The 21,133-nt window shown below is 53.0% G+C and carries 18 protein-coding genes and 1 riboswitch; of the genes, 4 read left to right on the top strand and 14 right to left on the bottom strand.

Annotation, left to right across the window (positions count from 1 at the left end):
* Window positions 1-188: 188 nt before the first annotated feature.
* The 9 genes from ACRZ91_RS19810 to ACRZ91_RS19770 form a co-directional block, all read right to left on the bottom strand.
* Entirely contained in the window at window positions 189-2,246 is a 2,058-nt protein-coding gene (locus tag ACRZ91_RS19810; RefSeq protein WP_480908042.1) for an adenylate/guanylate cyclase domain-containing protein, read from the bottom strand.
* Window positions 2,247-2,694: 448 nt separating this feature from the next.
* Complete coding sequence (locus ACRZ91_RS19805) at window positions 2,695-4,131, bottom strand: aminotransferase class V-fold PLP-dependent enzyme (protein ID WP_480908040.1); 1,437 nt, start codon at window positions 4,129-4,131, stop codon at window positions 2,695-2,697.
* Between the two features lie 191 nt (window positions 4,132-4,322).
* Window positions 4,323-5,372, bottom strand: coding sequence for a cytochrome P450 (locus ACRZ91_RS19800; RefSeq protein ID WP_480908038.1), 1,050 nt, complete (start codon window positions 5,370-5,372; stop codon window positions 4,323-4,325).
* On the bottom strand, window positions 5,369-5,518 hold the full coding sequence (locus ACRZ91_RS19795; protein ID WP_480908037.1) for a hypothetical protein: 150 nt from the start codon (window positions 5,516-5,518) through the stop codon (window positions 5,369-5,371). The genes ACRZ91_RS19800 and ACRZ91_RS19795 overlap by 4 nt, the downstream gene beginning before the upstream one ends.
* Window positions 5,519-5,567: 49 nt before the next feature.
* Window positions 5,568-5,972, bottom strand: coding sequence for an OsmC family protein (locus ACRZ91_RS19790; RefSeq protein WP_480908035.1), 405 nt, complete (start codon window positions 5,970-5,972; stop codon window positions 5,568-5,570).
* A gap of 17 nt (window positions 5,973-5,989) precedes the next feature.
* Complete coding sequence (locus ACRZ91_RS19785; RefSeq protein WP_480908033.1) at window positions 5,990-7,282, bottom strand: TRAP transporter large permease; 1,293 nt, start codon at window positions 7,280-7,282, stop codon at window positions 5,990-5,992.
* On the bottom strand, window positions 7,282-7,824 hold the full coding sequence (locus ACRZ91_RS19780; protein ID WP_480908031.1) for a TRAP transporter small permease: 543 nt from the start codon (window positions 7,822-7,824) through the stop codon (window positions 7,282-7,284). Before ACRZ91_RS19780 ends, ACRZ91_RS19785 begins: the two co-directional genes overlap by 1 nt.
* Window positions 7,825-7,831: 7 nt before the next feature.
* Entirely contained in the window at window positions 7,832-8,842 is a 1,011-nt protein-coding gene (gene dctP, locus ACRZ91_RS19775) for a TRAP transporter substrate-binding protein DctP (protein ID WP_480908029.1), read from the bottom strand.
* Window positions 8,843-9,069: 227 nt separating this feature from the next.
* Entirely contained in the window at window positions 9,070-9,522 is a 453-nt protein-coding gene (locus ACRZ91_RS19770; RefSeq protein ID WP_480908027.1) for an Lrp/AsnC family transcriptional regulator, read from the bottom strand.
* Window positions 9,523-9,635: 113 nt separating this feature from the next.
* On the opposite strand from ACRZ91_RS19770, the gene ACRZ91_RS19765 reads away from it, so the two are divergent.
* A complete protein-coding gene (locus ACRZ91_RS19765) occupies window positions 9,636-10,190 on the top strand; it encodes a class I SAM-dependent methyltransferase (protein ID WP_480908086.1) in 555 nt (184 codons plus the stop codon).
* On the top strand, window positions 10,187-11,110 hold the full coding sequence (locus tag ACRZ91_RS19760) for a hypothetical protein (protein WP_480908025.1): 924 nt from the start codon (window positions 10,187-10,189) through the stop codon (window positions 11,108-11,110). The genes ACRZ91_RS19765 and ACRZ91_RS19760 overlap by 4 nt, the downstream gene beginning before the upstream one ends.
* A 151-nt stretch (window positions 11,111-11,261) precedes the next feature.
* Here ACRZ91_RS19760 and ACRZ91_RS19755 read toward each other — a convergent pair whose 3' ends face one another.
* Genes ACRZ91_RS19755 through ACRZ91_RS19740 form a run of 4 tightly spaced genes read right to left on the bottom strand, consistent with a single transcriptional unit; the run spans window position 11,262 to window position 14,379 of the window.
* On the bottom strand, window positions 11,262-12,275 hold the full coding sequence (locus ACRZ91_RS19755) for a FecCD family ABC transporter permease (protein WP_480908023.1): 1,014 nt from the start codon (window positions 12,273-12,275) through the stop codon (window positions 11,262-11,264).
* Between the two features lies 1 nt (window position 12,276).
* Entirely contained in the window at window positions 12,277-13,224 is a 948-nt protein-coding gene (locus ACRZ91_RS19750; protein ID WP_170543947.1) for an ABC transporter substrate-binding protein, read from the bottom strand.
* A gap of 16 nt (window positions 13,225-13,240) precedes the next feature.
* Window positions 13,241-14,026 (bottom strand): ABC transporter ATP-binding protein, encoded by a 786-nt coding sequence (locus ACRZ91_RS19745; protein WP_480908021.1) that lies wholly within the window; start codon window positions 14,024-14,026, stop codon window positions 13,241-13,243.
* Entirely contained in the window at window positions 14,023-14,379 is a 357-nt protein-coding gene (locus tag ACRZ91_RS19740; RefSeq protein WP_480908019.1) for a DUF1636 family protein, read from the bottom strand. The genes ACRZ91_RS19745 and ACRZ91_RS19740 overlap by 4 nt, the downstream gene beginning before the upstream one ends.
* A gap of 238 nt (window positions 14,380-14,617) precedes the next feature.
* Window positions 14,618-14,825, bottom strand: a riboswitch (cobalamin riboswitch).
* Window positions 14,826-15,157: 332 nt separating this feature from the next.
* Here ACRZ91_RS19740 and ACRZ91_RS19735 point away from each other — a divergent pair.
* Both ACRZ91_RS19735 and ACRZ91_RS19730 read left to right on the top strand, forming a co-directional pair.
* Entirely contained in the window at window positions 15,158-16,225 is a 1,068-nt protein-coding gene (locus ACRZ91_RS19735) for a catalase family protein (protein WP_480908017.1), read from the top strand.
* 18 nt (window positions 16,226-16,243) lie between these two features.
* Window positions 16,244-17,896 carry a peroxidase family protein gene (locus ACRZ91_RS19730; protein WP_480908015.1) on the top strand — a complete coding sequence of 551 codons (1,653 nt, stop codon included), beginning with the start codon at window positions 16,244-16,246 and terminating at the stop codon, window positions 17,894-17,896.
* Here ACRZ91_RS19730 and ACRZ91_RS19725 read toward each other — a convergent pair.
* Window positions 17,893-20,895 (bottom strand): ATP-binding protein, encoded by a 3,003-nt coding sequence (locus tag ACRZ91_RS19725; RefSeq protein WP_480908013.1) that lies wholly within the window; start codon window positions 20,893-20,895, stop codon window positions 17,893-17,895. The two genes, ACRZ91_RS19730 and ACRZ91_RS19725, sit on opposite strands and share 4 nt — an antisense overlap.
* Window positions 20,896-21,133: the final 238 nt, after the last annotated feature.

The raw sequence follows: 21,133 nt of genomic DNA, 5'->3' as shown, positions 1-21,133 counted from the left end.
GCCAATGCGTCTCTCCCTCACCTACCTGAAAATGAAACATCGGGAGACGATCTCCTTCGTGTCGCATTTTGCACGCTGGAAATCTGATAAATCCGAAACCTTGGTGTCAGCACCGTGGTGTATAGTTCGGCGGCGCTGGAAACTGCGGTGTAAGCACGATTTCTTGATGATCGCCCGAGCCGGTCAATTCATTTGGAGTCCGCTATAGCAACCCCGTTCCAGTCTGCCGGTGGTGGCGACACCAGATAGGTGTTTGAGCGCTCTATCATAATAGCTGAAGCCTGATCACCGCCCCGGCCTCGTTCTGCAGCTTCGAAAGCCCGGATCGCCGCTTCGAAACGGAGGTTTCGGTAGTGCTCAAGCCCTTCTTCGTAAGCTTTTATCCATGAATGCGATCCCGCAGAACTGTCGGCCATTTCGATTAACTCATAAATCACCAGACCACCTGTTCGACCATAAACTGCCAATGTGTCGAGCTCGCGTACTACAATTGAATCGCCTGCAGCACGGCGCGTTTCCGGGCCGATCAAAATCGAAGTTCTATAAATCTTGTTGGCACCTTCCAGGCGGCTGGCAATATTAACAGCGTCGCCTATCGCTGTATAATTCAATCGCTCTTCTGAACCGATATTCCCGACCAGCGCATCGCCTGTATTTAAACCCACACGTATGCTCAGAGGGCGCCCCTCATCATCTTTGATACCTGTTGCGGCAACGGATTCGACAAGATCCAAAGCCGCCCTGCAGGCATGTTCGGCGTGATCGGCGTCGGCACGCGGAGCACCCCAAAAGGCCATGACAGCATCACCCATGAACTTATCAATCGTCCCATCATGTCGGGCGATAGCGGAAGATGCAGCGCTGAAGAACGGCGCCATTAACTGAACAATTTCGGGGCCCAGCTTTTCCGAAAGCCCTGTAAAACCAGCCACATCACAAAACAGAACTGAAATTCGCTTTAGGTCTCCGCCCGGCTGCGTTTTGATCCCCTCTGCAACCAACATCCGAACAAGATCAGTTGGTACATATTTGCGAAAGGCCGATAGGCCTGCCGCCATATTCGCGGTTGCCGCTGAAAGATTCGAAAGTTCGCGAAGCTTTGAGGGTCTGCGGGTGATCTTTTCAGTATCAAATCTTTCAACGCGGCTCAGGTCTTCGACGATGCGTGCCAAAGGATTTGCGACAACCGTTCGGACAAGCCAAATTGCCAGCGCCGTTGCAACGACGACAACTCCGACCAGAATATAGAGCAAGTTCACCAGTGTCTGATTGATTCCGGACAAGAAAGCAGACTCGGGAATAACCGTCGCCACGCGCCACCCATAAAACCCCAACGGTGTCAGAGCCACTGCATAGGGCACACCATCGTTCACAATCCTAGTTGTAGAGTTCATGGACGCGCGCGAAATCGAATTCCCCAGCAGTTGCTGCCCGGACTTCTTGGCAACTTCGTAAAGCTGACCTTCACCCATCCGGGCAGGTGTGATCTCATCCGCCTCGGGATCAGGAACTGCGATCACTTTCCCGTCAGCATCAAGAATAAATGCAGCGCCAAATTCACCAGGTCGCAGTGTGCCCAGAAAACGCGACAGCCTGTCAGTTTCGATGACAACAGCCAGAACACCCTGACGCTTGCGATTTACGTCGACGGGGCCTGCAAACGCATAAACCGTCTTATGACCACCGGGCAGATCGCGGGCTTCGATCCAGTCGGCAGTGCCCCGGCCTATGAAATTCCGATACCAAGCGTGATCACGCGGATCAAAGGTTGTCGCCGAGAAAGCCCGTTCTTCGAACTGAATATCACCCGGAATAAAAATGTATCGGTCGGTCCGCAGCATTCCATCTCGGATTTCGCTGTCGATCTCGATCATCTCAAGCCCACCATCCCCCAAGCGATGAGCGGCAAAGTAATTCCCGTCTGGCCAACCAAACATGATCCACGAAATGTTTGGTTGCGCCTGCAGTTGCGACAGAAAGACAAACTCGCGTTTGTCGGCCTGTCGCGTGGCGATGACATCCTGAACAAAAATGGTTCGCACGGCTGCCCAGGCTGCCTCGGCAGATCTTAGCGTCAGGCCAACTTCGATCCGAACAGTATTTGCGATCTGACTATTGATCTCAGCCGCCAGCATTCGGCTGTTCTCGCGTGCAGTCGTCCACCAAAGCGAATGCACCAGAAAAGTTGACACGCCAATCGACAACGCAACCAGCAGAGTCACCGCGATCCCTACACTGATGCGCATGTCTGCTCCAACACGATACATCGTCGGGAAATTGCAATTTCAGTGCGCGGTTCAACCATATGATTCCTCATGCCCCGGCCCGACATGGCCAATCTACCCAGATTGACCACTAAATAGCCTGACCATTTGACGCGCCGTGCCAAATGGCCTCTTTCTCGGTGAATGATCGCACACAAACTGGTAGCAGCGTAATCAATTCACATTGAACGAACCCGCGCCTTAGAATTCGAAGGGCCAACGACTTCTACCCAGTCACGGTACAAATGAAAATCAGTCGCACTAATCCCAGGTTCAATGTTCAAGCCCCCGTGTGTGATAGAAACTGAACTTCGATATTTCAATCGTTGCAAAACGACCCGTTCCCGGCTGTTGTCACAATCAGACAGTAAGAAAATTGGCCAGACCCACGGAGGGAGGTCCGACCGCCGTAAGTTCTCGATATCGCCTACTACGCCACTTCAAGCGCGTCGGAATTGATAGCGAAACGAGCGGTTGCTGGATCGGACATGTAACGCACTTCCAACTCGTCGAGACGACCGGTCAATTCGTTCACACAATCGATGATGTACTGAACTTTCGCGTCATCCATCAGGTAACTGAAATTCAGACGTACCCAACCCGGTTTAAGCAACTCTTTTCCATCCCGCAGATCGCTGAATAGCTGTTCGGATTCAGGTTGTCCTATTTCCAGAAGCCGATGCGCATACGGACCTGCGCAGGCACATCCACCTCGTACCTGAATACCATAAACGTCGCTTAGCATTCGGGTAAAAAGCTGGTGGTGGAAACGCGATCCATCAGCACGGCTCACCCGAAATGAAAAGATTGGCAATCGATGCGGATGATCAACGCCCAACAGGGTCAGTTGCGGGTTTTTTGACCACGCCTTCAATGCCATTTCGTTCATCTCTGCTTCGCGTGCAGAGATGAAGGCCTGACCAATTTCGTCTTTGACGATAAAGGCCAGCGCGGCGCGAATATCACCAATAACATTGGGGGTGCCTGCCTCTTCGCGGGCTGCGATATCGGACGAGTACCGATGATCCCACGGAGACACGAAGGTTACAGTCCCTCCTCCTGGCCACGATGGGATATCCAGACAAACAGTATCATCGCGCACTATCAATACCCCGCTGCCGCCAGGCCCCCCCGGAAACTTGTGTGGTGAAACAACGACTGCGTCTTTTTGGCAATCATCGGCGGGGTTCATATCAATCGGCAGATAGGGACCAGCTCCTGCGTAGTCCCAGACCGACAATGCACCATGGGACTTGAGCAAGCGCGTGACCTCATCGGTCGGAGTGACAATACCCGTGACATTGGACGCTGCCGAAAAACTGCCGATTTTGACGTCAGCGTCAGCATGATCCTTCAATGCTGCTTCAAGCAGCGCCAGATCAGGGCCACCTTCTGCGGCTTCGGGGATTTCCACTACTTCAGCTTTTGATTCACGCCATGGCAGCAGATTGGAATGGTGCTCGTAAGGACCAATAAAAACAACAGCCTTGGCAGCGTCGTTGATACCAAACAGCGCGACAAGCCGGTTAAGGCCTGCAGTAGCACCAGAACCGGTAAATATCGTGCTGCACCCTGCAGCATTGGTAAGACGCGAGATTTCTGCCCGGGCTTCGGCGCGCAGACGGGTCATAAAGGAACCGCAGAACGATGCTTCGGTATGGCTGTTGGCATAATAGGGCAGCACGGAATCTCGGATATAGTCCTCAACCTGAGCAAGAGCCCGTCCGGAGGCAACATAATCTGCGTAAACGAGTGATACATCGCCAAACAGGCCCGGGATGCTTGCCCCGTCACCAATTACGCCTTCGCGCAAGTTGCGAACAAGGTTATCGGATTTTAGAGAACTACGAAAATCTGCAAGCGACATGTGAATACTCCTTTGATGAGTATTTTATATGCAAAGATAGAAAAATATGACCCAAAGTTATCACCATTGGCATATTAATCGATAATTATGAACGAATAATAGGGTCGTTATTGGGTTAATTTGCCAACCCTAATTTTCTGCCACACCGTTATCGAGGCGCTCGAGTAGCGCCACCTCCGCATTTGTCAAACTCAACGGAGAAAAACCGGCAGTGAAGTCGGGCCACGAAAAGCAAAACCCCTGAACTCTACTTCCCGCGAGGGATCGGCCTGCATATTCGGAAAACACCGGAACAAATACGGCAGCAGCGCATCGCTTACCAGACGACGATACAGATCGCCCCCCAAACACCGATGCGGACCCAACCCAAAGGTCTGGTTTGCACTAAGCGGGCGATGAATATTGAACAGATGAGGGTCCTGCCAGTAGTCTTCATCATGATTGGCCGAGCCCTGCACAACCATGATTGTTTCACCTTTGGGCAACGTTACTCCGCGTAGGGCAATTTCACTGGCAACTATACGTGGGCTGGCCTGAATAGGGGCAACCCAGCGCAGCCCTTCCTCACATGCCAAGTCCCAACGATCGGATTCTATGCAGTGATTTAGCTGATCCGGATTGCGTAGAAGCCCGTGGATCGTGGTTGAAATCGCATCACGGCTTTCGACCACCGCGCCCCCGATACAGATTTTTAGATTTGTGCGTATCTGACTCAGTGAAATTGGATTAGGCGCATTGACCATCACTGACAAAACGGAAGGATTGGGGTTTTCGCGATGAAAATCGACCATCCTGTCAAAACACCGGTTCATTTCATCGTTGGCACGATCGCTGAGCGCAAATACGGCCGGGTCAAAACCCGAGTTCATGGCCCCCGTGATCAAGGCATTCGCCCAACTGAAAAGTTGATCCTGATCGTCAGGCTGGATGCCTAAAACGTGTTGCAGGTAGAGCGCCGATAGCGGAGCTGCCAAGGTCTGGCGAAGGTCCGTTCTGGTCTGATCGCGCAAAGCGGATACAGCCAATTCAGTGACTGCTTGGAACCTAGCCCTCCAGGTATCGCAAATGTGGCGAGCATGAAAGGTTTCCACCATTGCATTTCGCTCGTCCAGATGCGCCGGACGATCTTTACGCATCAACGTGTCGCCACCAAACGCTCGTTCCATTGCCGTCCTGGAATCGGAAGAATGAAAATGTTGTGTATCCGTTTTGGCCAGATAGGTGTCGTCTGCCTTAGTCAAAACCTCCGGCCGATCGCCTCTATCCGGACCACAGGCGTTTCGCGCCGCAAACGCCGATAGACAGAGGCTGGATCTCTGTCGAGCATTTCAAGGGTCGTGTCGGAATCTACGGGAACTTCGTGCCTCGCAGCAGAGGGTTCGGTCATGGCTCTGCTCCTTGTACCCAGAAATTGGCTGGCAGCGGCATTCAGGCGATCAGGCCGCCTGAATGTTGATCTCGACTTCGGTATTCAATGAGTTGCTGACAGTGCAAATAGCTTTGGCCTGCTTCAAGATGCGGGTGGCCATCACCTCATCATCCACCACATCGCCGATGATCGTGATCTCGGCCTTCTCCAACCGACCGGGCAATTCAGGAGACTTGGTGCCTACAATTTTGACTGTGAAAGGATTCAACTGCGATTTACGTTGCGCAGCCGCCCACTCGACTGAACGTATGATACAAGAACCAAGCGAAGCAATCATCGTGTCCACCGGGGTTTCATGCGGCGGATGAGGAGTAATGTCGTCAGTATCCCCATAGGCATAGCTGAGTTGTGCACCTCCATCGAAGAACACAAAGACCGGTCCGAAACTCTTGGGCCTCACTTTCAGAACCATAGGGCTGAGCTCCTTTATCAGAATAGCAGATTTGGCAGGAAAAGCGCCAATGCAGGGAACATCGTCAGCACCAGAATGGCGAACAGATGGATCAACCAATAAGGCACTGTTGCTGCCGCAACGCGTCCCAAGCTGACTTCATTACTAGTCAGAGCCGTCAGGACAGAAAGATTAAGTCCCACCGGGGGTGTGACCTGTCCAATCTCGATCACGATGGTGATGATTACTCCGATCCAGATCGGATCAAATCCCAAGCCCGTCAAAAGCGGAAATACGACCGGCAACGTCATGATCATCAGGGACAATCCGTCGAAGAAACATCCTAGAATCAGATAAATCAGAACGACGATTAACAGCACACTGTAGGTTCCCATGCCGCTTTCTGCGACCACCTCGAGAATTTGCTGAGGGACACCCAGGATACTTGTGGATTTTGCCAAAATGGTTGCGCCCAGCACCAGAAAACCAACTGCAGCGAACAACAGAACGGACTGATACACCGCCTCAACCAATTTCTTCCAGGTCAAATCCCCCCAAATCGAAGAGATAATGACTGCCAGTACAACGCCCACACCTGCTGCTTCGGTTGGCGTTGCCAAACCACCCACAATGCTGCCGATCACCGCGAAAATCAGGGCCAGAAGTGGCCAAATCTGTTTGAAGCCTGCTAAGGCTTGCCACAACGATACCGGCTCCTGGTCACGCGGAGCGATCGACGGGTTGCGAGAGCATTTGACGAAGAGATAGGCCATGAACATCAGACCCACTAGGAAACCCGGAATAATGCCTGCGGCAAACAGGCGGCCGATCGAGGTTTCCGTCAATGCGCCGTAAATCAAGAAAGATAGGCTCGGCGGTATTAGTAACCCCAATGTGCCTCCGCCGGCCAGACTTCCAACCACGGTGTCTTTGTCATAGCCGCGCTTGGACATTTCGGGATAAGCAACCGATCCGACCGCGGCTGCTGTCGAAAGACTCGAGCCGCTGACAGCTCCAAACAATGTGCAAACCGCAATGTTAGTGTGCAGCAACCCACCTGGAATTCGCCGAAATAGAGGCGAGAATGCGGAATAGGCTTTCTCGCTGATTCCGCTCCGCAGCAACACCTCACCAAGCAAGATGAACATTGGCACCGCGCTGAGTGTGAACGAGTTGAAAACGCTCCAGATTGCGTCGATTGCAAGCGAGGTCGCGCCGTTTGAGAAAAAGTAAAGGATAATAAGCCCAGTCAGGCCCAATGCGGCACCCAAAGCGACGCCAGTACCGGCGGTGGCGACCAGCACCCCAATCAGAGTAAACCAAAATGACATTAGCGGGCCTCGTCGGTAAAGCTTTGTTCCATATCTGCTTCTGAGTCATCCACTCGGTCTAGAACACCGACCAGACGGGCCACAAAAATGGATATGGTTAGCGTCAGAGAGATCGGCATTAACGCCATCCAGGGATAGAGCAGAATCCGGGTGGTTTCCGTCTTGAGATTGCGCTTGAAAGCAAACTCGAACCAAGGAATCGTCTCGACGATCAACCAGAGAAAGAAGACTATACCAACCAGCAGCGCGGCTATCTGCACAACGACATGCATCTTGCCTTTTAGCCTGTCGGCCAACAGCGAAACGCGCACATGTTTGGCCCGCAAGGTGACCATCGGCAAACCCAAAAATAACGAGACACTCAATAACAGTCCAACCACTTCCTCGGTGATGTGAAGAGGCGAGTTGGCAAACTTACGCATCAGGACACTGGTTACGATAATGCCAACAATGGCTATCATTCCCAGTGCTGATGCCGCCGCACACGCAAGGGCCAGACGATCCAGCCCCCGCGCGATAAAGTGTTTTAAACTTGTTGCCATCTTTGAATTAGCGGCCCAAAGCGGTCAGAACACGTTCGCGGTAGGCCGGTGCGTTTCCACCAGCTTCTTCCGCCAGCATTTTCCATGTTTCGGTTACCGAGGACACAAAGAGGGCCCGGTCTTCGTCAGAGAAGTCTTCACCCCAGGTCACACCCTCTTCACCAAGTTTTTCGCGGGCAGCAAGCTCACGCTCGAAGTCATCTTCATACTGGTTGGTACGGTCCCACAAATCATCTGCCGCTGCAGTGATCGCCGCTTTGGTCGCCTCATCCGTCGCGTCCCACTTGTCGGTGGCCACACCGATTACGTATGGACCGGATGCCATCGGATAAAGGAATGACGCATACTTAGCCACTTCCTGCAACGAGACCGTATGCGCATAGAGCGCCGGGTAAAGGGCACAGTCAACGACCCCGGTCTTGAGCGCCACATACATTTCTTCTTGTGGGATGATCTGCGCGGCAACACCCAGACGGGTGAAGGTTTCGACCTGATCACGCGCCCAGACACGCAGCTTCTTTGATTTCAGATCCTCAAGGGTGCGCACGGGCTCATCCCGGCAGAAAACTGAAACCGACAGCATCGGGATTGCGACATAACCCACTGAGGACACACCCCAGTCAGCAAACTCTTCTTCATAGATATCGCGGACTGTCGGGATTGCTTTTTCGAACTCCTCGATCGAGCCGATGGTGCCCTGAACAACTACGGAGCTTAGCGCAGGAGCGTCACGCCCTAAATAGTTGGCCCACATCAGGCTCATTTCCACTGCGCCTTTGGGCAAAAAACGCAAGGTATCCGTGTTTGGCAAACCCAGCGAACCGCCGCTGTAGAGAGTAATCTCAGTGCCTTCTGCGAGTGCGCCGTTCACATCTTCAACGAATTGCTCCAGCTCAGCCGTTTCCGGGCGCGTTTCCGGAAGAAAGTTGTTAAAGCGCCACTCATCGGCCATCGCTGGCGAAATGGCTGTTCCTATACCCGAAATACTGAATGCGGCAGCTTGGATAAGTCTATTCATATCGTGTCCTCCTGATGGAAATGCTATCTGCGACCTGGTGAATATTATCACCAAAATATCAACTGATTTCAGATTATCCTGTGTATGTGGCCACAAGAATGGGGAAAACTTCGCCTAAAGCTTACGATCGCCCCTAGTGCGATTCTTCCCAATCGAAAACTATCCAATCATGCACTTACAATTAGTTTGGACCAACCAAATCGGGCTGTTCACGAGAAGATCAAGGTTCAAGAGATTTTTAATGGCCGCTGTTCAGCGATCGCTTCCATCGAGAAATAGGAGGTAACCGAGTCAAGCTCTACTTCTGAAATCAAGCGCTGATATACCATATCATACGAGTTCATATCCTCAGTGATGACCTTTATCATGTAGTCGTAATCGCCCCCGATCCGGAAAAAATCTACGACATCCGGAATTTTCAATACGGCGCGGCGGAATGCATCAAGCCATTCCGTCGAATGATGGCGCGTTTTCACCATCATGAAGACCACCAAGCCGAGGCCAAGTTTCTCGCGGTTAACGCGCACCGTCGAACCAACGATTACTCCGGTTTCGTTCAACCGCTGCAAGCGTCGCCAACAGGCGTTCTGAGACAAGTTGACCTTTTCGGCAAGCTCTCGCTGGGAAAGAGAACTGTTCTTTTGCAATGCCTCAATGATTTTTAAGTCTTTGTCATCCATTTATGCACGCAATTCATTCAATTGACCCACAAAACAACAAAAAACACAGGAATCTCTTACACACAACACAATAGTATTGGGTCTGCCACGATTTCTCTGACCCCACGAAATGAATCGAGCCCTATCAACCGCCAGACTCGTCCATCAACAAGGTCGACGCTTTTCTTGCCGAGCGAGACACCCCACGCGTTTTTGAATACGGCAGCGGTGCAAGCACAATCTGGGCCGCGCGGCGCGCTCATCATGTCACCAGTGTCGAACATGATGTCGATTGGCATCCTGTAATTTCCAACCGGCTGAGCGCGTTTTCCAACATTGAATTGAGGCTGATTGAGCCCGATGCCAACTACAATCCAGAATACGGATCAAAAAAACCTGGCAATACTTCGCGCAGCTTCGAAAATTATGTCACTGCAATCGAAGGCGCAGAAGGTCCATTCGACGTCATCATCATAGACGGACGCGCTCGGGTGGCTCGTTTGAGGCACGCGATAGCACACGTTGCACCTGGTGGCATGATCGTATTTGATAACTCCGGCAGACGGGAATATCGTCGCCCGATTGAAGCGGTGGAGGCACAGGTCAAGACCTACCGGGGGCGCGTTCCCTCACTGCCCTATCCCGATCAAACGACGCTGATCCAACCCACCCCTGTAGCAGAGAAATGACACTACCAATCAAGTTAGGGCGTGGACAGCGCCGCGCGCTACGCGTGATAGGCTGGGCCATTGTTGCCGTGACTTTGTACTATTTTACCGTCGCGGTTGCACAGCACTGGTCCCAAATTGCGGCATGGTCTCCTGGCTGGCAGGCGTGGGCAATCGTATTTGCGGCAATATTTTTTTATGCAACCGCTTTGCTGCTATTGGCCGAGCTTTGGCATGGACTGGTCCAGGGAACGCAAGACCAAACATTTTCACGTGCACTGACGTTTTCAACCTACTCCAAAACGCAGATCGCGAAATATCTACCGGGAAACGTGTTTCAATATTTGGGCCGACATGTCGTTATGGCTGACCATGGAGCAAGTCAGGGTGGGTTGGCGCTCGCAAATATTCTTGAAATTTGCACTCTTATTCTGGTCGCGGGGCTTTTCGCTCTAATCGGATTTACATTTGGTGCAGCTCCCCACGCACTAGAATTATCTGAGGTCATTCCTATTCATTGGCTTGTACCAACAGCGATGGTTATTGCCATTTTCCTGATCATACTGATTACAAGAATGCTTGGTGCGCACCCCAACACGCCGTCGCGACAAAGGCTTATCTACGGATCGTTGCTTGCTTCCATCTTCTTCTTAGCCATGGGCTTTACTTTGTTGGTATTGGTTGGATTGGTTTCCGGTGACTATGACCCTGCCATCATAGTCATTGCCGTGACGTCTTGGCTGTTAGGCTATGTCACTCCTGGCGCGCCTGGAGGGATCGGAATACGTGAGTTTGTTCTGCTCATCTTCTTACAGGCCTACATACCTGAGGCAGAAGCGCTGATTGCAATCGGGTTGTTCCGCGTGGTCACATCACTAGGTGATCTGGTATTCTTTATCGGCGGCGCTTTTCTGTGGCGTATCTCGCCAACAGTAGAATGATCATTTGATTGCCAAACTTGTAACCCGACTACACCTTTTAGATAGATTAAACTATTGAGAAGTAGGCAATTTTAGCCTTAATGCAACCATCAAAAAGCGGATGTGCTATTAAATCTGGAAAGCGATAGCTGCGGCTGTTAGTCACTTAAATTCACCGCTGGTTTCTTGCTGTTCTGAACAAAAGTAAAAATACAAAAACCGAACCTATGGAAGTCGTGACAATCCCTACTGGCAACTCCTGTGGCGCCAGCAAAAGCCTGCTGAGAATATCCGAACCGGTCAATAACGCAGCGCCAACAATCGCGGCAGTCGGTACAAGGTGGCTGTGCAAAGGTCCCGCAATTCCGCGGGCTATGTGTGGCACCATTAGGCCAACAAATCCGATCACACCCGCCACTGAGACAAAAACTGCAGTTGCCAAAGCTGCCGTGAAAAACATGCTGAATCTCAATCCCTGAACAGGGACCCCAAGAGTTGCTGCGGTTAAATCCCCCGTAAGCAGCGCGTCCAACCAACGACTGCGATACAGCGAATACGTTAGGATCAGGATCAGCCCAACACAAACAAGGGGAAACGTCTCCCAGCGGGCCAAGCCCAATCCACCTAACATCCAGAAGATCACCGAGTGGGCAGCGCGGTTGTCACCCGCAAATATCAAGTAATTGGTGATGGCTGAAAACAGGAATGAAACCGCCAATCCCGCCAGGATTAGTTTCTCAGGCGCACTTGTGCGCAAACCGTGAACCAGCGCCAATACAACGCCCGACGCGACGAGCCCTCCGCAGAAGGCGGCGAGTGGCAGTGTCCAGAAACCCAGCACATCTCCGGTTACGGTGATGACAAACACCGCACCTGCGGCGGCCCCCGAAGACAAGCCAAAGAGAAAAGGGTCGGCAAGATCGTTGCGAGTCGTGGTTTGTAGGACGACGCCAACGATACCAAGTCCGGCGCCTATCACAGCGGCGAACAATGCACGGGGCAACCTGAGATCAAACACGATCCGGTGCATCGGCGACATCTCGCCGTCGTCGATACCCGAGCCACGCATAATAGCAATAAATGTCTCAGACACCGGGATCGAGGTGGTTCCGTAAATCGTGGAAACCAGCACAAGGGCGGCCAAAATAGCCGCCCCCAGCAGAATTGTTAGGCCAAATCGGCCCATATCAATTGAGGCCCGGATGCATCGCTTGAGCCATTTTCGAGATCGCCTCAATATTTGCGGGGCCAGGTGTCAATTCTTCGTACCGCAAGCCGATCCAACGCTCATTCTTGACGGCATCTGTCTGCGACATCACCGGATGCTCTTGCAGGAATTTGAAGGTATCTGCCGCGCCGTTGCCGGTCTGATAATCCAGCAGCACCAGGAATTCGGGGTTAGATGCGGCCACGGCTTCCCAGGAACTACGCCCCCAGCTTGTATCCATGTCATGGGTGACATTCTCACCACCCGCCGCAGCGATCATAGCATCGGGAATGGCAAACTTCCCAGCAGTGAACGGTGCATCCGCCGGACCATCCAACAAGAAAACTCGAGGTTTCGGCAACTCGGTCGTTTGCGCCTCGATCGCGGCCAATTCGTCTTTCCATTCGCTCACTAGCGCCTCGGCCTTGTCCTCGACCTGCATAACCTTGCCAAGACGCAGAACATCGTCAAACAGCAGGTCCATGCTGGACTCGGGGCGATCCTTGTCCAAATGCACACAGCTTTCGGTCAGGATCATGGTTTTGATCCCGAAGGGTTCCAATGTGTCTGGTGTCACATCCCCACCCGGTTTCATTCCATAATACCAGCCCGCGAAAAACAAATCTGGGTCCGCTGCGACGAGATTCTCAACAGTGGGGTATTTCGGCGCGAGCTCCGGAATGTCACCCCGCAAGGTATCGAATTCCGGGCTGGTCTTGTACCAGCCGGTGATCCCGGTGAGGCCGACGATCTTGTCCTGTAGCCCCAAAGCAAAAGCCATATCCGTCATGTTCATGTCATGCACGACCAACCGTTCCGGCAACGTCTCAAACACAAGGGGTTCGCCGCAATTGTCCACGGTGACTTCCTGCGCTGCAGCGCTGCTTGCAATGGCAGTGACCAAAGCCACGGACCAGATGTGTTTCATCAATATTCTCCTGAGTTTATGTAGAAACAGTGGTTCTTCGGATATCAAGAGCCGGTATCACGCGACCCTCATGGTGAAAGCACAGATAATCCACGCCAAAGGTTTCACGGACCCGTTCGGGCGTCAGAACTTCGGCGACCGTGCCAAATCCGGTCAGGCGCGTGGATTTCATCAAAGCAACATGTGTAGCGAATTCAGGGATCATGACCAGATCGTGCACGATCATTACCACTGTGACCCCAAGATCAGCGACCAGCGATAGCATCCGCCCCTTTGCGTCAGGGTCCAGATGATTTGTGGGTTCATCGAGAAACAGCAATGAGGGGTTTTGTGCCAAGGCGCGCGCAATATGCGCACGCTGACGCTCGCCCCCAGAAAGCTGAGCCATCCGCTTTTCTGCCAATGGAGCCAGATCGGTGAGGTCAAGTATCCGGTTCAGTTCGCACGCATGATCTTCGGCCGAGCGATCTGCGCGAATGGGAATCTGACCCAATGCCACATAATCACGCAGTGACAGACGCCCGTCAGGAAATTCCTGCTGGCTGACAACGGCTATCATGCGGGCGCGTTCATTTGCGGATAGGTGCTTGAGGCTTTGTCCATTCATACGCACATCCCCCAATGCCAGTGCCTCGGCACCACAGAGTAGATTCAAAAGCGTTGTTTTACCTGCCCCGTTCGGACCAGCGATTGCAAGAATAGCGCCTTCGTCCAAGGCGAACGAAACGCCTTGCAACAAGATATCTCCGTTAAGCGCGTAATATTCCAGATTTTCGGCAATCAGAAAGCTTTGCTTGGTCATAGCGCTTCCTCAAGCTCAATACGCGGCAGGCGTGAGAGAGTTTTTGTGAACAATGCCCGTGGCCGATCAGTGGCATTTGTCCAACCATCGCCACTGCGCAGATACTGATGGGCAAATTCAACGATCGCGTCCAAATCTTCATCTGTAGAAATGTCACCAAATAGATATTGTGCTTTGCCAAAGGACTGAAAGCCGATGGTGGTTGGCCTTTCACAACCCGCCATACAATTCACAGAGCGGATCACAAATTCCCTCGGCAATCTATGCTTCAACGCCTGGGGTACTTTGTTTGCACTTTCGCCACTTCTGCAGCTCGCGCAGACAAGAAGGATATGATCAACATTGTTCGTCATCTCGCCACCGTTTATTGCGCAATTAAGGTTTTTGCAATGTTATATCGTAACACATTGAATATTCTGAACACCGCTTTGGGCACCCCGCGTCGGCGGTTCACGTTGTCGACAATGTATTGATCAGCGATTTTCGCATTTCTCACTCCGCTTGTTTCCAAGCGCAGACGGAAGCTGCCAGTCGTGTGCACACGTGTGAAACGTGCCATCAATACCTCCTTCCAGGACGCCCCGCCCCGGGTTGGTTGAACAATTGATGGCAGGTCTCCTGACTTGCGGGTCCGCGCTTGGCCAACCTTCCCGACCCTTGGGGTCAGTGGCTATTTGGCATAGCTCACCGCTTACAGTTGCGGGGGCAGTTACGGAATTGGCGCCGCTTGGCATTCCTCACCGTATTCCCTTTTCATCCCTCTGACGTATCGTTGGGAACCATCTGCTGCCTGAGTGCCCGAGATCAAGAAATGCGTCAATAACTTTCTGTCAGCTTAAGTCTTCGAAGGTAAGCCAACGCAACGCCAGCGAATACGGCGCCAACCGTGTCCGTTTTGAAGTCGTAAATCGATGGATCCCACCCTACCAACTATTGACCGGTATACTTCATTCTGACGCGAAAACGGCTGTTTGAGATCAAAAGGAATGAGGCAAAAAGGCTGCCATAAGTCACTTCGTTTGAAAGAAAACCCAAAAAGGGTTAATCTGCGGGCATTTAGAAGGGGCTGGCTGTCGGATATATTTGTAGAGGTTAATTATTGCCTGGGCTTGCTCGGGAAAAGGGGGTTCGTTGACACATTCTTTGCCAAACACTTCACCTGAAGACGTGGTTGACGATATCATCGATCAGAATTTTGAAGTGATCGCGAAGTGGAAAGGTCGAAGGTTAAGAGCGCAACATGGGCGCAGCCATGGATGTGTCAAAGCCACTTTCACAATCCGGGACGATCTGCCGGAAAGGTTGCGCCATGGCCTTTTCGAAAAAGCAGCAAGTTATTCTGCAGCAGTTCGCTTTTCCAACGGTGCGCATCTGGACGATCGTAAAACCGATGCCCATGGAATGGCGGTCAAACTATTTGATGTGCCGGGCACCAAACTGATCGACGTCGAGGCACTTTCACAACTCAACATCTCGCAAATCAGCGATGAGTTTGACTTTGTTCTTGTCGATCAGGACACTTTCCCCAGCTACCTTTCCGACGACTATGAACGGCTAAGCAGCCTGATCGCCACGCTGCAAGCCCTCCAGCACGCGGCAAATAAGCGTCGCAGCTGGTCATTGAAGCTGATCGCTCGAGGGTTGGTGGCCCTGTTTCGCGCATTTGCCACACAAAAAGGCAGGCGACATCTTAAGACTGCGAGCGATTTTGCCTCGAACTACATGCAGTCGCCATTTGAGGCGCATTTCTGGTCAACGACGCCCTATCGTCTGGGGACTGAACTGACAGTACGATACCTCGCCCGCAGCGTTCGCCATAAAGTAGCAACTAAACCGGTGGACGAGCATGACGGCATCAGCCTGAAACTCCGTCAGGACGTCGCCAGTGACGGCAATCGATTTGAGTTCTGTATAATCGAACCACCGCGCAGCGATGGCGACTTCGATCCGCTCGATAACCGCGTCAGATGGGCCTGCGATCCACAGCCGGACGCACCACTTGACCCGTTTCATCGCACGGTTACACCCATCGCAGATATTACCATCGAAAGAGATGCAGAATTCGATCCGCTCGATGGTGATACCCTGTCATTTTCGCCATGGCGTGTGACCGCCGAGCACAAACCTCTGGGCCCGATCAACGCAATCCGGCTTAAGACTTACCTCAGCCTCGCCCGCGCCCGTTTTCCAAACCGATGATCAATTGGAGCCATTTAGATGCTGAATATTGATGATCTTATCAATCTTGGGTTCAAGATCGCACCACGCACGACAAGCTATATCTCAGCCATGAGGCTTGCGAATGCAGCGCGGGTGCACCGGCCGCGGCCCTATACATTGGGTGCGGACTATACCAGCTGGCCAGGCGTCTATTCCAACCGTTGGATTGGTCGTCACACAACGCCCGAAGATCCTTCTCCGATCCTGCCATCGGAAAGCGAAGTGGCCGACTTATTTCGCCGCAGAACACAGATAGATGGCAGCCCGCTTACCTTGTTGTGCCCGCAAGGCACGACCGTTCTATTCATCTCGGTCGCGCAATGGTTCACCGACAGCTTTCTGCGGACCTTCGGGCCAACTGGACCGTTTGATCAGACTGATTCAAACCACGAAGTCGATTTATGCCAGATCTACGGGTTGAACGATTTTCAAACTGATATGCTGCGCGAAAGAGACCCCGAAACAGGCGAAATGACCCACCGACTGGCGTTTCGGATGGACGACAATGGCGAGATGTGGCCGCCGAAGCTGTTCAAAAAAGATCAATCCGGTGGAGTTAAGCTGGCCCCGCCATTTGATGGCAGTCTCGCCGAGGGTGATAATGCCGCGCGGCCCCTGCATGATCCGTGCAAGCTGCGCAACTCCTTGAAACGCGCACATCCCGAGCTGACGTGTCAACAGGTCGATCAAAGGCTACTTGATTTTCACGCAACCGGCCTGGACAACGGCAACGGCACGATCGGCTATACTGCCATCAACACATTGATGATGCGCGCGCACAATACATTTGCCGATCTTCTCTGGCGCGAGAAACGCGGCACTGACGGTTGGGATAAAGAGCGCGTGTTCCAAACCACGCGGTGCACTCTGATCGCGCTGCTGATCAAGCTGGTGATTGAGGACTATATCAGCCACGTGGCAAACATGCCTTTTCATCTGCCGGTCGGCGTCAACCGCTGGCAGCGTTGGCATCATTCAAACCAAATCGCGATTGAATTTAACTTGCTGTACCGTTGGCATTCAATGATCCCCGAGCGTTTCATCATCGACGGCGCTCAGGTCGAGCCGACTGGATTCCGGTTCAACCCTCGACTCGTCGAACAAACGGGACTTGAGGAAATGATCCGCTCTCTCTCGCGCCAACCCGCAGCTAGGATATCGCTGCGCAATACACCTGATTTTCTGTTCGAAAGGCCTGCAGAAGGTGTGCCCTCACCGGTCGAAGCAACGATTGCCCTTACACGCAAAGCACGACTTCCCTCACTGAACGCCTATCGTCATCATTTTAAACGTCGAGTACACTCGAGCATCGCGGATCTTGTGGGGGATCAGCCCTTCGCCGACGAGCTAATCGCCGACCTGAGCAGAATGTATTGCAATGTTGATCGGATCGAGTTGTTTCCGGGCTTGTTCGCCGAGCAGCACAAGGGGACCGTCATTATGGGTGACTTGATGACGTCAATGGTGGGGTATGACGCGATCACGCAACTCATGAACAACCCAATGGTCTCAAAGAACCTGTACTCGGCCAAGACCTTTTCGCAAACGGGTCATCGGCTGCTGCTAAAAACCTCTTCATTTGCGCAGGTCGCTGAATTTGTTGGTCTGAATCTTGCCCCGGATGACTGTGCATTGGGCCGAAGGCGCTAGGCCGAAACCCCGGCATCATTCAGCTTGGCAAGACGTGCAGCAATCTCAGGGTCAACTGGTCGCAGACGGGCCAGATCTTCTAATGCTCGTTTCTCATACAGAGCAGCTCCCTGATCACGGGCCACTTGTATCGCCGTTCGGCACGCGGCCTCGGCCTCATCAGAAGCGTCTTCCTGCTTTGCCAGCAGCGCAGCTCTGATCCGGTTTAGCTCGGCTTCGTAATTCCGCTCTCCGGTTTGATCCGCAAATCTTAAACCAGCATCAACTGCTTCCAGACCTTGCAGGATTTGACCAAGCGCGAGAAAGCCACGCGCAAGTTCAGTATGGACAAGAACACCTGCCGCCTTGGCTCCGGTCGCATGCATTTTTTCCCAGGCCGATTGCAGCAAGGCGACGCCCTTTGCTGGTTCGCCCGAACGTATCGACGCACCCGCGAGATGCGCGGTTGCAACCGCGTTGTAATATGGGCCAACACTGTCTCGCACGATCTTTGCAAAAGTCTTTGCCATATGCGGATAATCCGGATGATCGGTCTGCATGTAGATCTCGGTCTGCCAATGCATCGCATTTGCCACTGTCAGCGACTGCCCCAATGCCCCTGCAGCATCAACCGCACTTTTGGCGCGAGCCAAAGCACGTTCAGTGTTCCCCAGGAAACTGTCGACCAAGGCAGCCATGCTCTCGATCTGTAACATCGCCGCGACATCGGGATCGTTTCCTGCCTCAGCAGCGTGTGCTTCGGCGTGCAAAGCTGCTTTTTCCAGCGCAGTCGCCGCAGCTATGAACTGTCCACGCGGTGCAAGCGCTGATCCACGTATGTAATTGCCGACCATGCACGTATGGTGATCATCATGGGCATCGATCATCGCCTGTCCCCAATGCTCGGCCTTGCGATAATCCCCTTTGACCATCGCGGCGGTAAAGAGACCCCTGCCGGCGCGCACCAAAGTGCGGCGATCTCCGAGTTTCTTGGAAAGCTCAAAGCTACGGTCGAACGCTGAAATTGCAGAATCCGCGCCATATCCGATCCGGACGCGTTCGGCGGCTGCAAGCAGAAACTGCAAGGAAAGTTCCGCCTCTTCACGATGTTCGGCAGGCAGTTTCTGCAGCAATCGCAGTCCGTTTCTAACGTGCTGCGCACCTTCTTGATTGGCATGGCGACGCAGGTTTATGCGAGCGGCTTCGATCCAGGCAGCCACGGCTTTGTCGGGCGCACCTGCCAACTCCCAGTGACGTGCAATCTGTTCCGGTTTGCGGGCCGCCTCCGGCTGTTCATTCAGGGCTTCGGCTGCGCGTCGATGTAAATGCGCACGCCGGTCCCGTACGAGGCTTTGATAGGCTGCTTCGCGGACAAGTTCGTGCCTAAACCGCCAGGCCCCGCTCGCATTTTTCCCTGAACCCGGAAGGTGTTGCAGTAAACCTGTTGAGGCTAACTGGTGTATTGCCTCATCAGCTTCAGCTTCTGAGATGCCGCTGACATGCGCCATCATTGGTACGCCAAATGTACTACCTATGACTGCCGCCTCGACAGCTGTACGGCGCAATTCACCCACTTCGTCTATTTGCTGCGCCAATAGGTCGTGAAGTGTCGCGGGAATGACCCCCAGCCCACGTTGGGGTGAAGCTGCCATAGCAGTCGCGCATTCTTTGATGAAAAGAGGAATGCCGTTCCCACGGGTCACGATCTGCGCCATGGTTTCATCACTAAGCTGCGCATTTGATGCGGCACCGGCCAAAACCGCAGCGGTGTCATCATCCAGCGGTGATAGTGCAGTTATCTGCAGCGAAGGGATGCTTTCTTCCATAGCCCGCGTGACAGGATTTCGCCCGGCCAACAATAGCAGAACAGGTAATTTGCTAAGATGCTCTGCCACAGCTTGAAGAACCGAAAGGGTCGACGGATCTGCCCATTGCAAATCCTCGACCACGACAAGCACCGGCCCTTCGCGGCTTAACCCTTCAAAGACACGACGGAATATCGTAACGATTTCGGCGCGCAGCGCCTCTTCGCTGGCGGGTCCATGATCGCCGGGTCCTGGCGCGAGAACAAAAAACAAGGTGCCCAACTGGCCGTCATCCAGAATATAGCCCAGATGTTCCGTCATTCGGTTTCGTCGGATCGCGATGTCGTCGCTGTCGAGAATTCCGCACCAGCGTTCAATTTGTGAGATGAATGGAAAAAAGGGTGAGCTCACATGAAAAGGACTGCAATGATACGTCACCCAGGTCTGGGGGCCCACCGACGTACGCAGGTCCCGGATCAAGTGGGATTTTCCAATTCCTGCTTCACCTTGCAGATAAATTACCCTTCCTTTGCCGGTTTCCACGTCAGACCAAGCCGCATGAAGTTGTGCTCTCTCAGCGTCCCGCCCGATCAAAGGTATCCGGTCTTTATCCAATACCTGAATTCGGGTCTCACCTGCCAAGCGATACACTGGAACGGGCCGATCAAATCCTGCGAGGCTCTTTGCACCCAGGCCATCGAACTCAAGCTGCTCGCCCCCCAGTGCGCGGGTCGCAGCGGATATCAGCGTCCCACCGGGTTCAGCAAGGGCCTGTAACCGCGCAGCAAGATTCAGCGTAGATCCAAAGATCGCATCCGGCTGGATGTTGCTCCCGAGTGCAATATCCCCGACCAGCACGACGCCAGAAGCGATTCCGATGCGGCACTTCAATTCGGTCGGGCCAGACAACTCGGCCAGATCAGAATGTATGCGCAAAGCCGAGCGCATGGCCCTTTCGGCATTGTTTTCACAGGAAGAAGGCCACCCAAAGACCACCAAAACTCCGTCACCGACGATCTGCAGCACGCTGCCTCCAAAGGCATTGGTGGCATGTTCGACCAATTTCTGATAGCGCAGCGTGGTCGATAGCAAATCCTCGGGATCAAGGGTCTGGGCAAGAACAGTTGATCCGACAAGATCCACCATCATGACTGTGAGATGGCGATGCTCCATCGCGCCAAGATCAGTATCAGGACCAGCCGGGTATAGTACCATCAGCTCACACCGTTTTCAGACATCGCATGACTATGCGATTGTTTGCTCACAATTGAACTAACACTGAACAATGAGAACATGCCCCCCTCGCAAAGCCTCATATAAACCTGCACTCGCCATCGCAGTCTGGCGACATGTAAGCTGCGAACACAGCCTATATGATGCAAGGCTATCTGGCTATGTCCAGCGTTACTCAGGTGCAGACTGCCTTCCCGTGCGAAACTTCATTGGTCCAATT

This window comes from Ruegeria sp. O11, from assembly GCF_056535285.1.
This window is presented reverse-complemented; position numbering and strand designations above follow the sequence as displayed.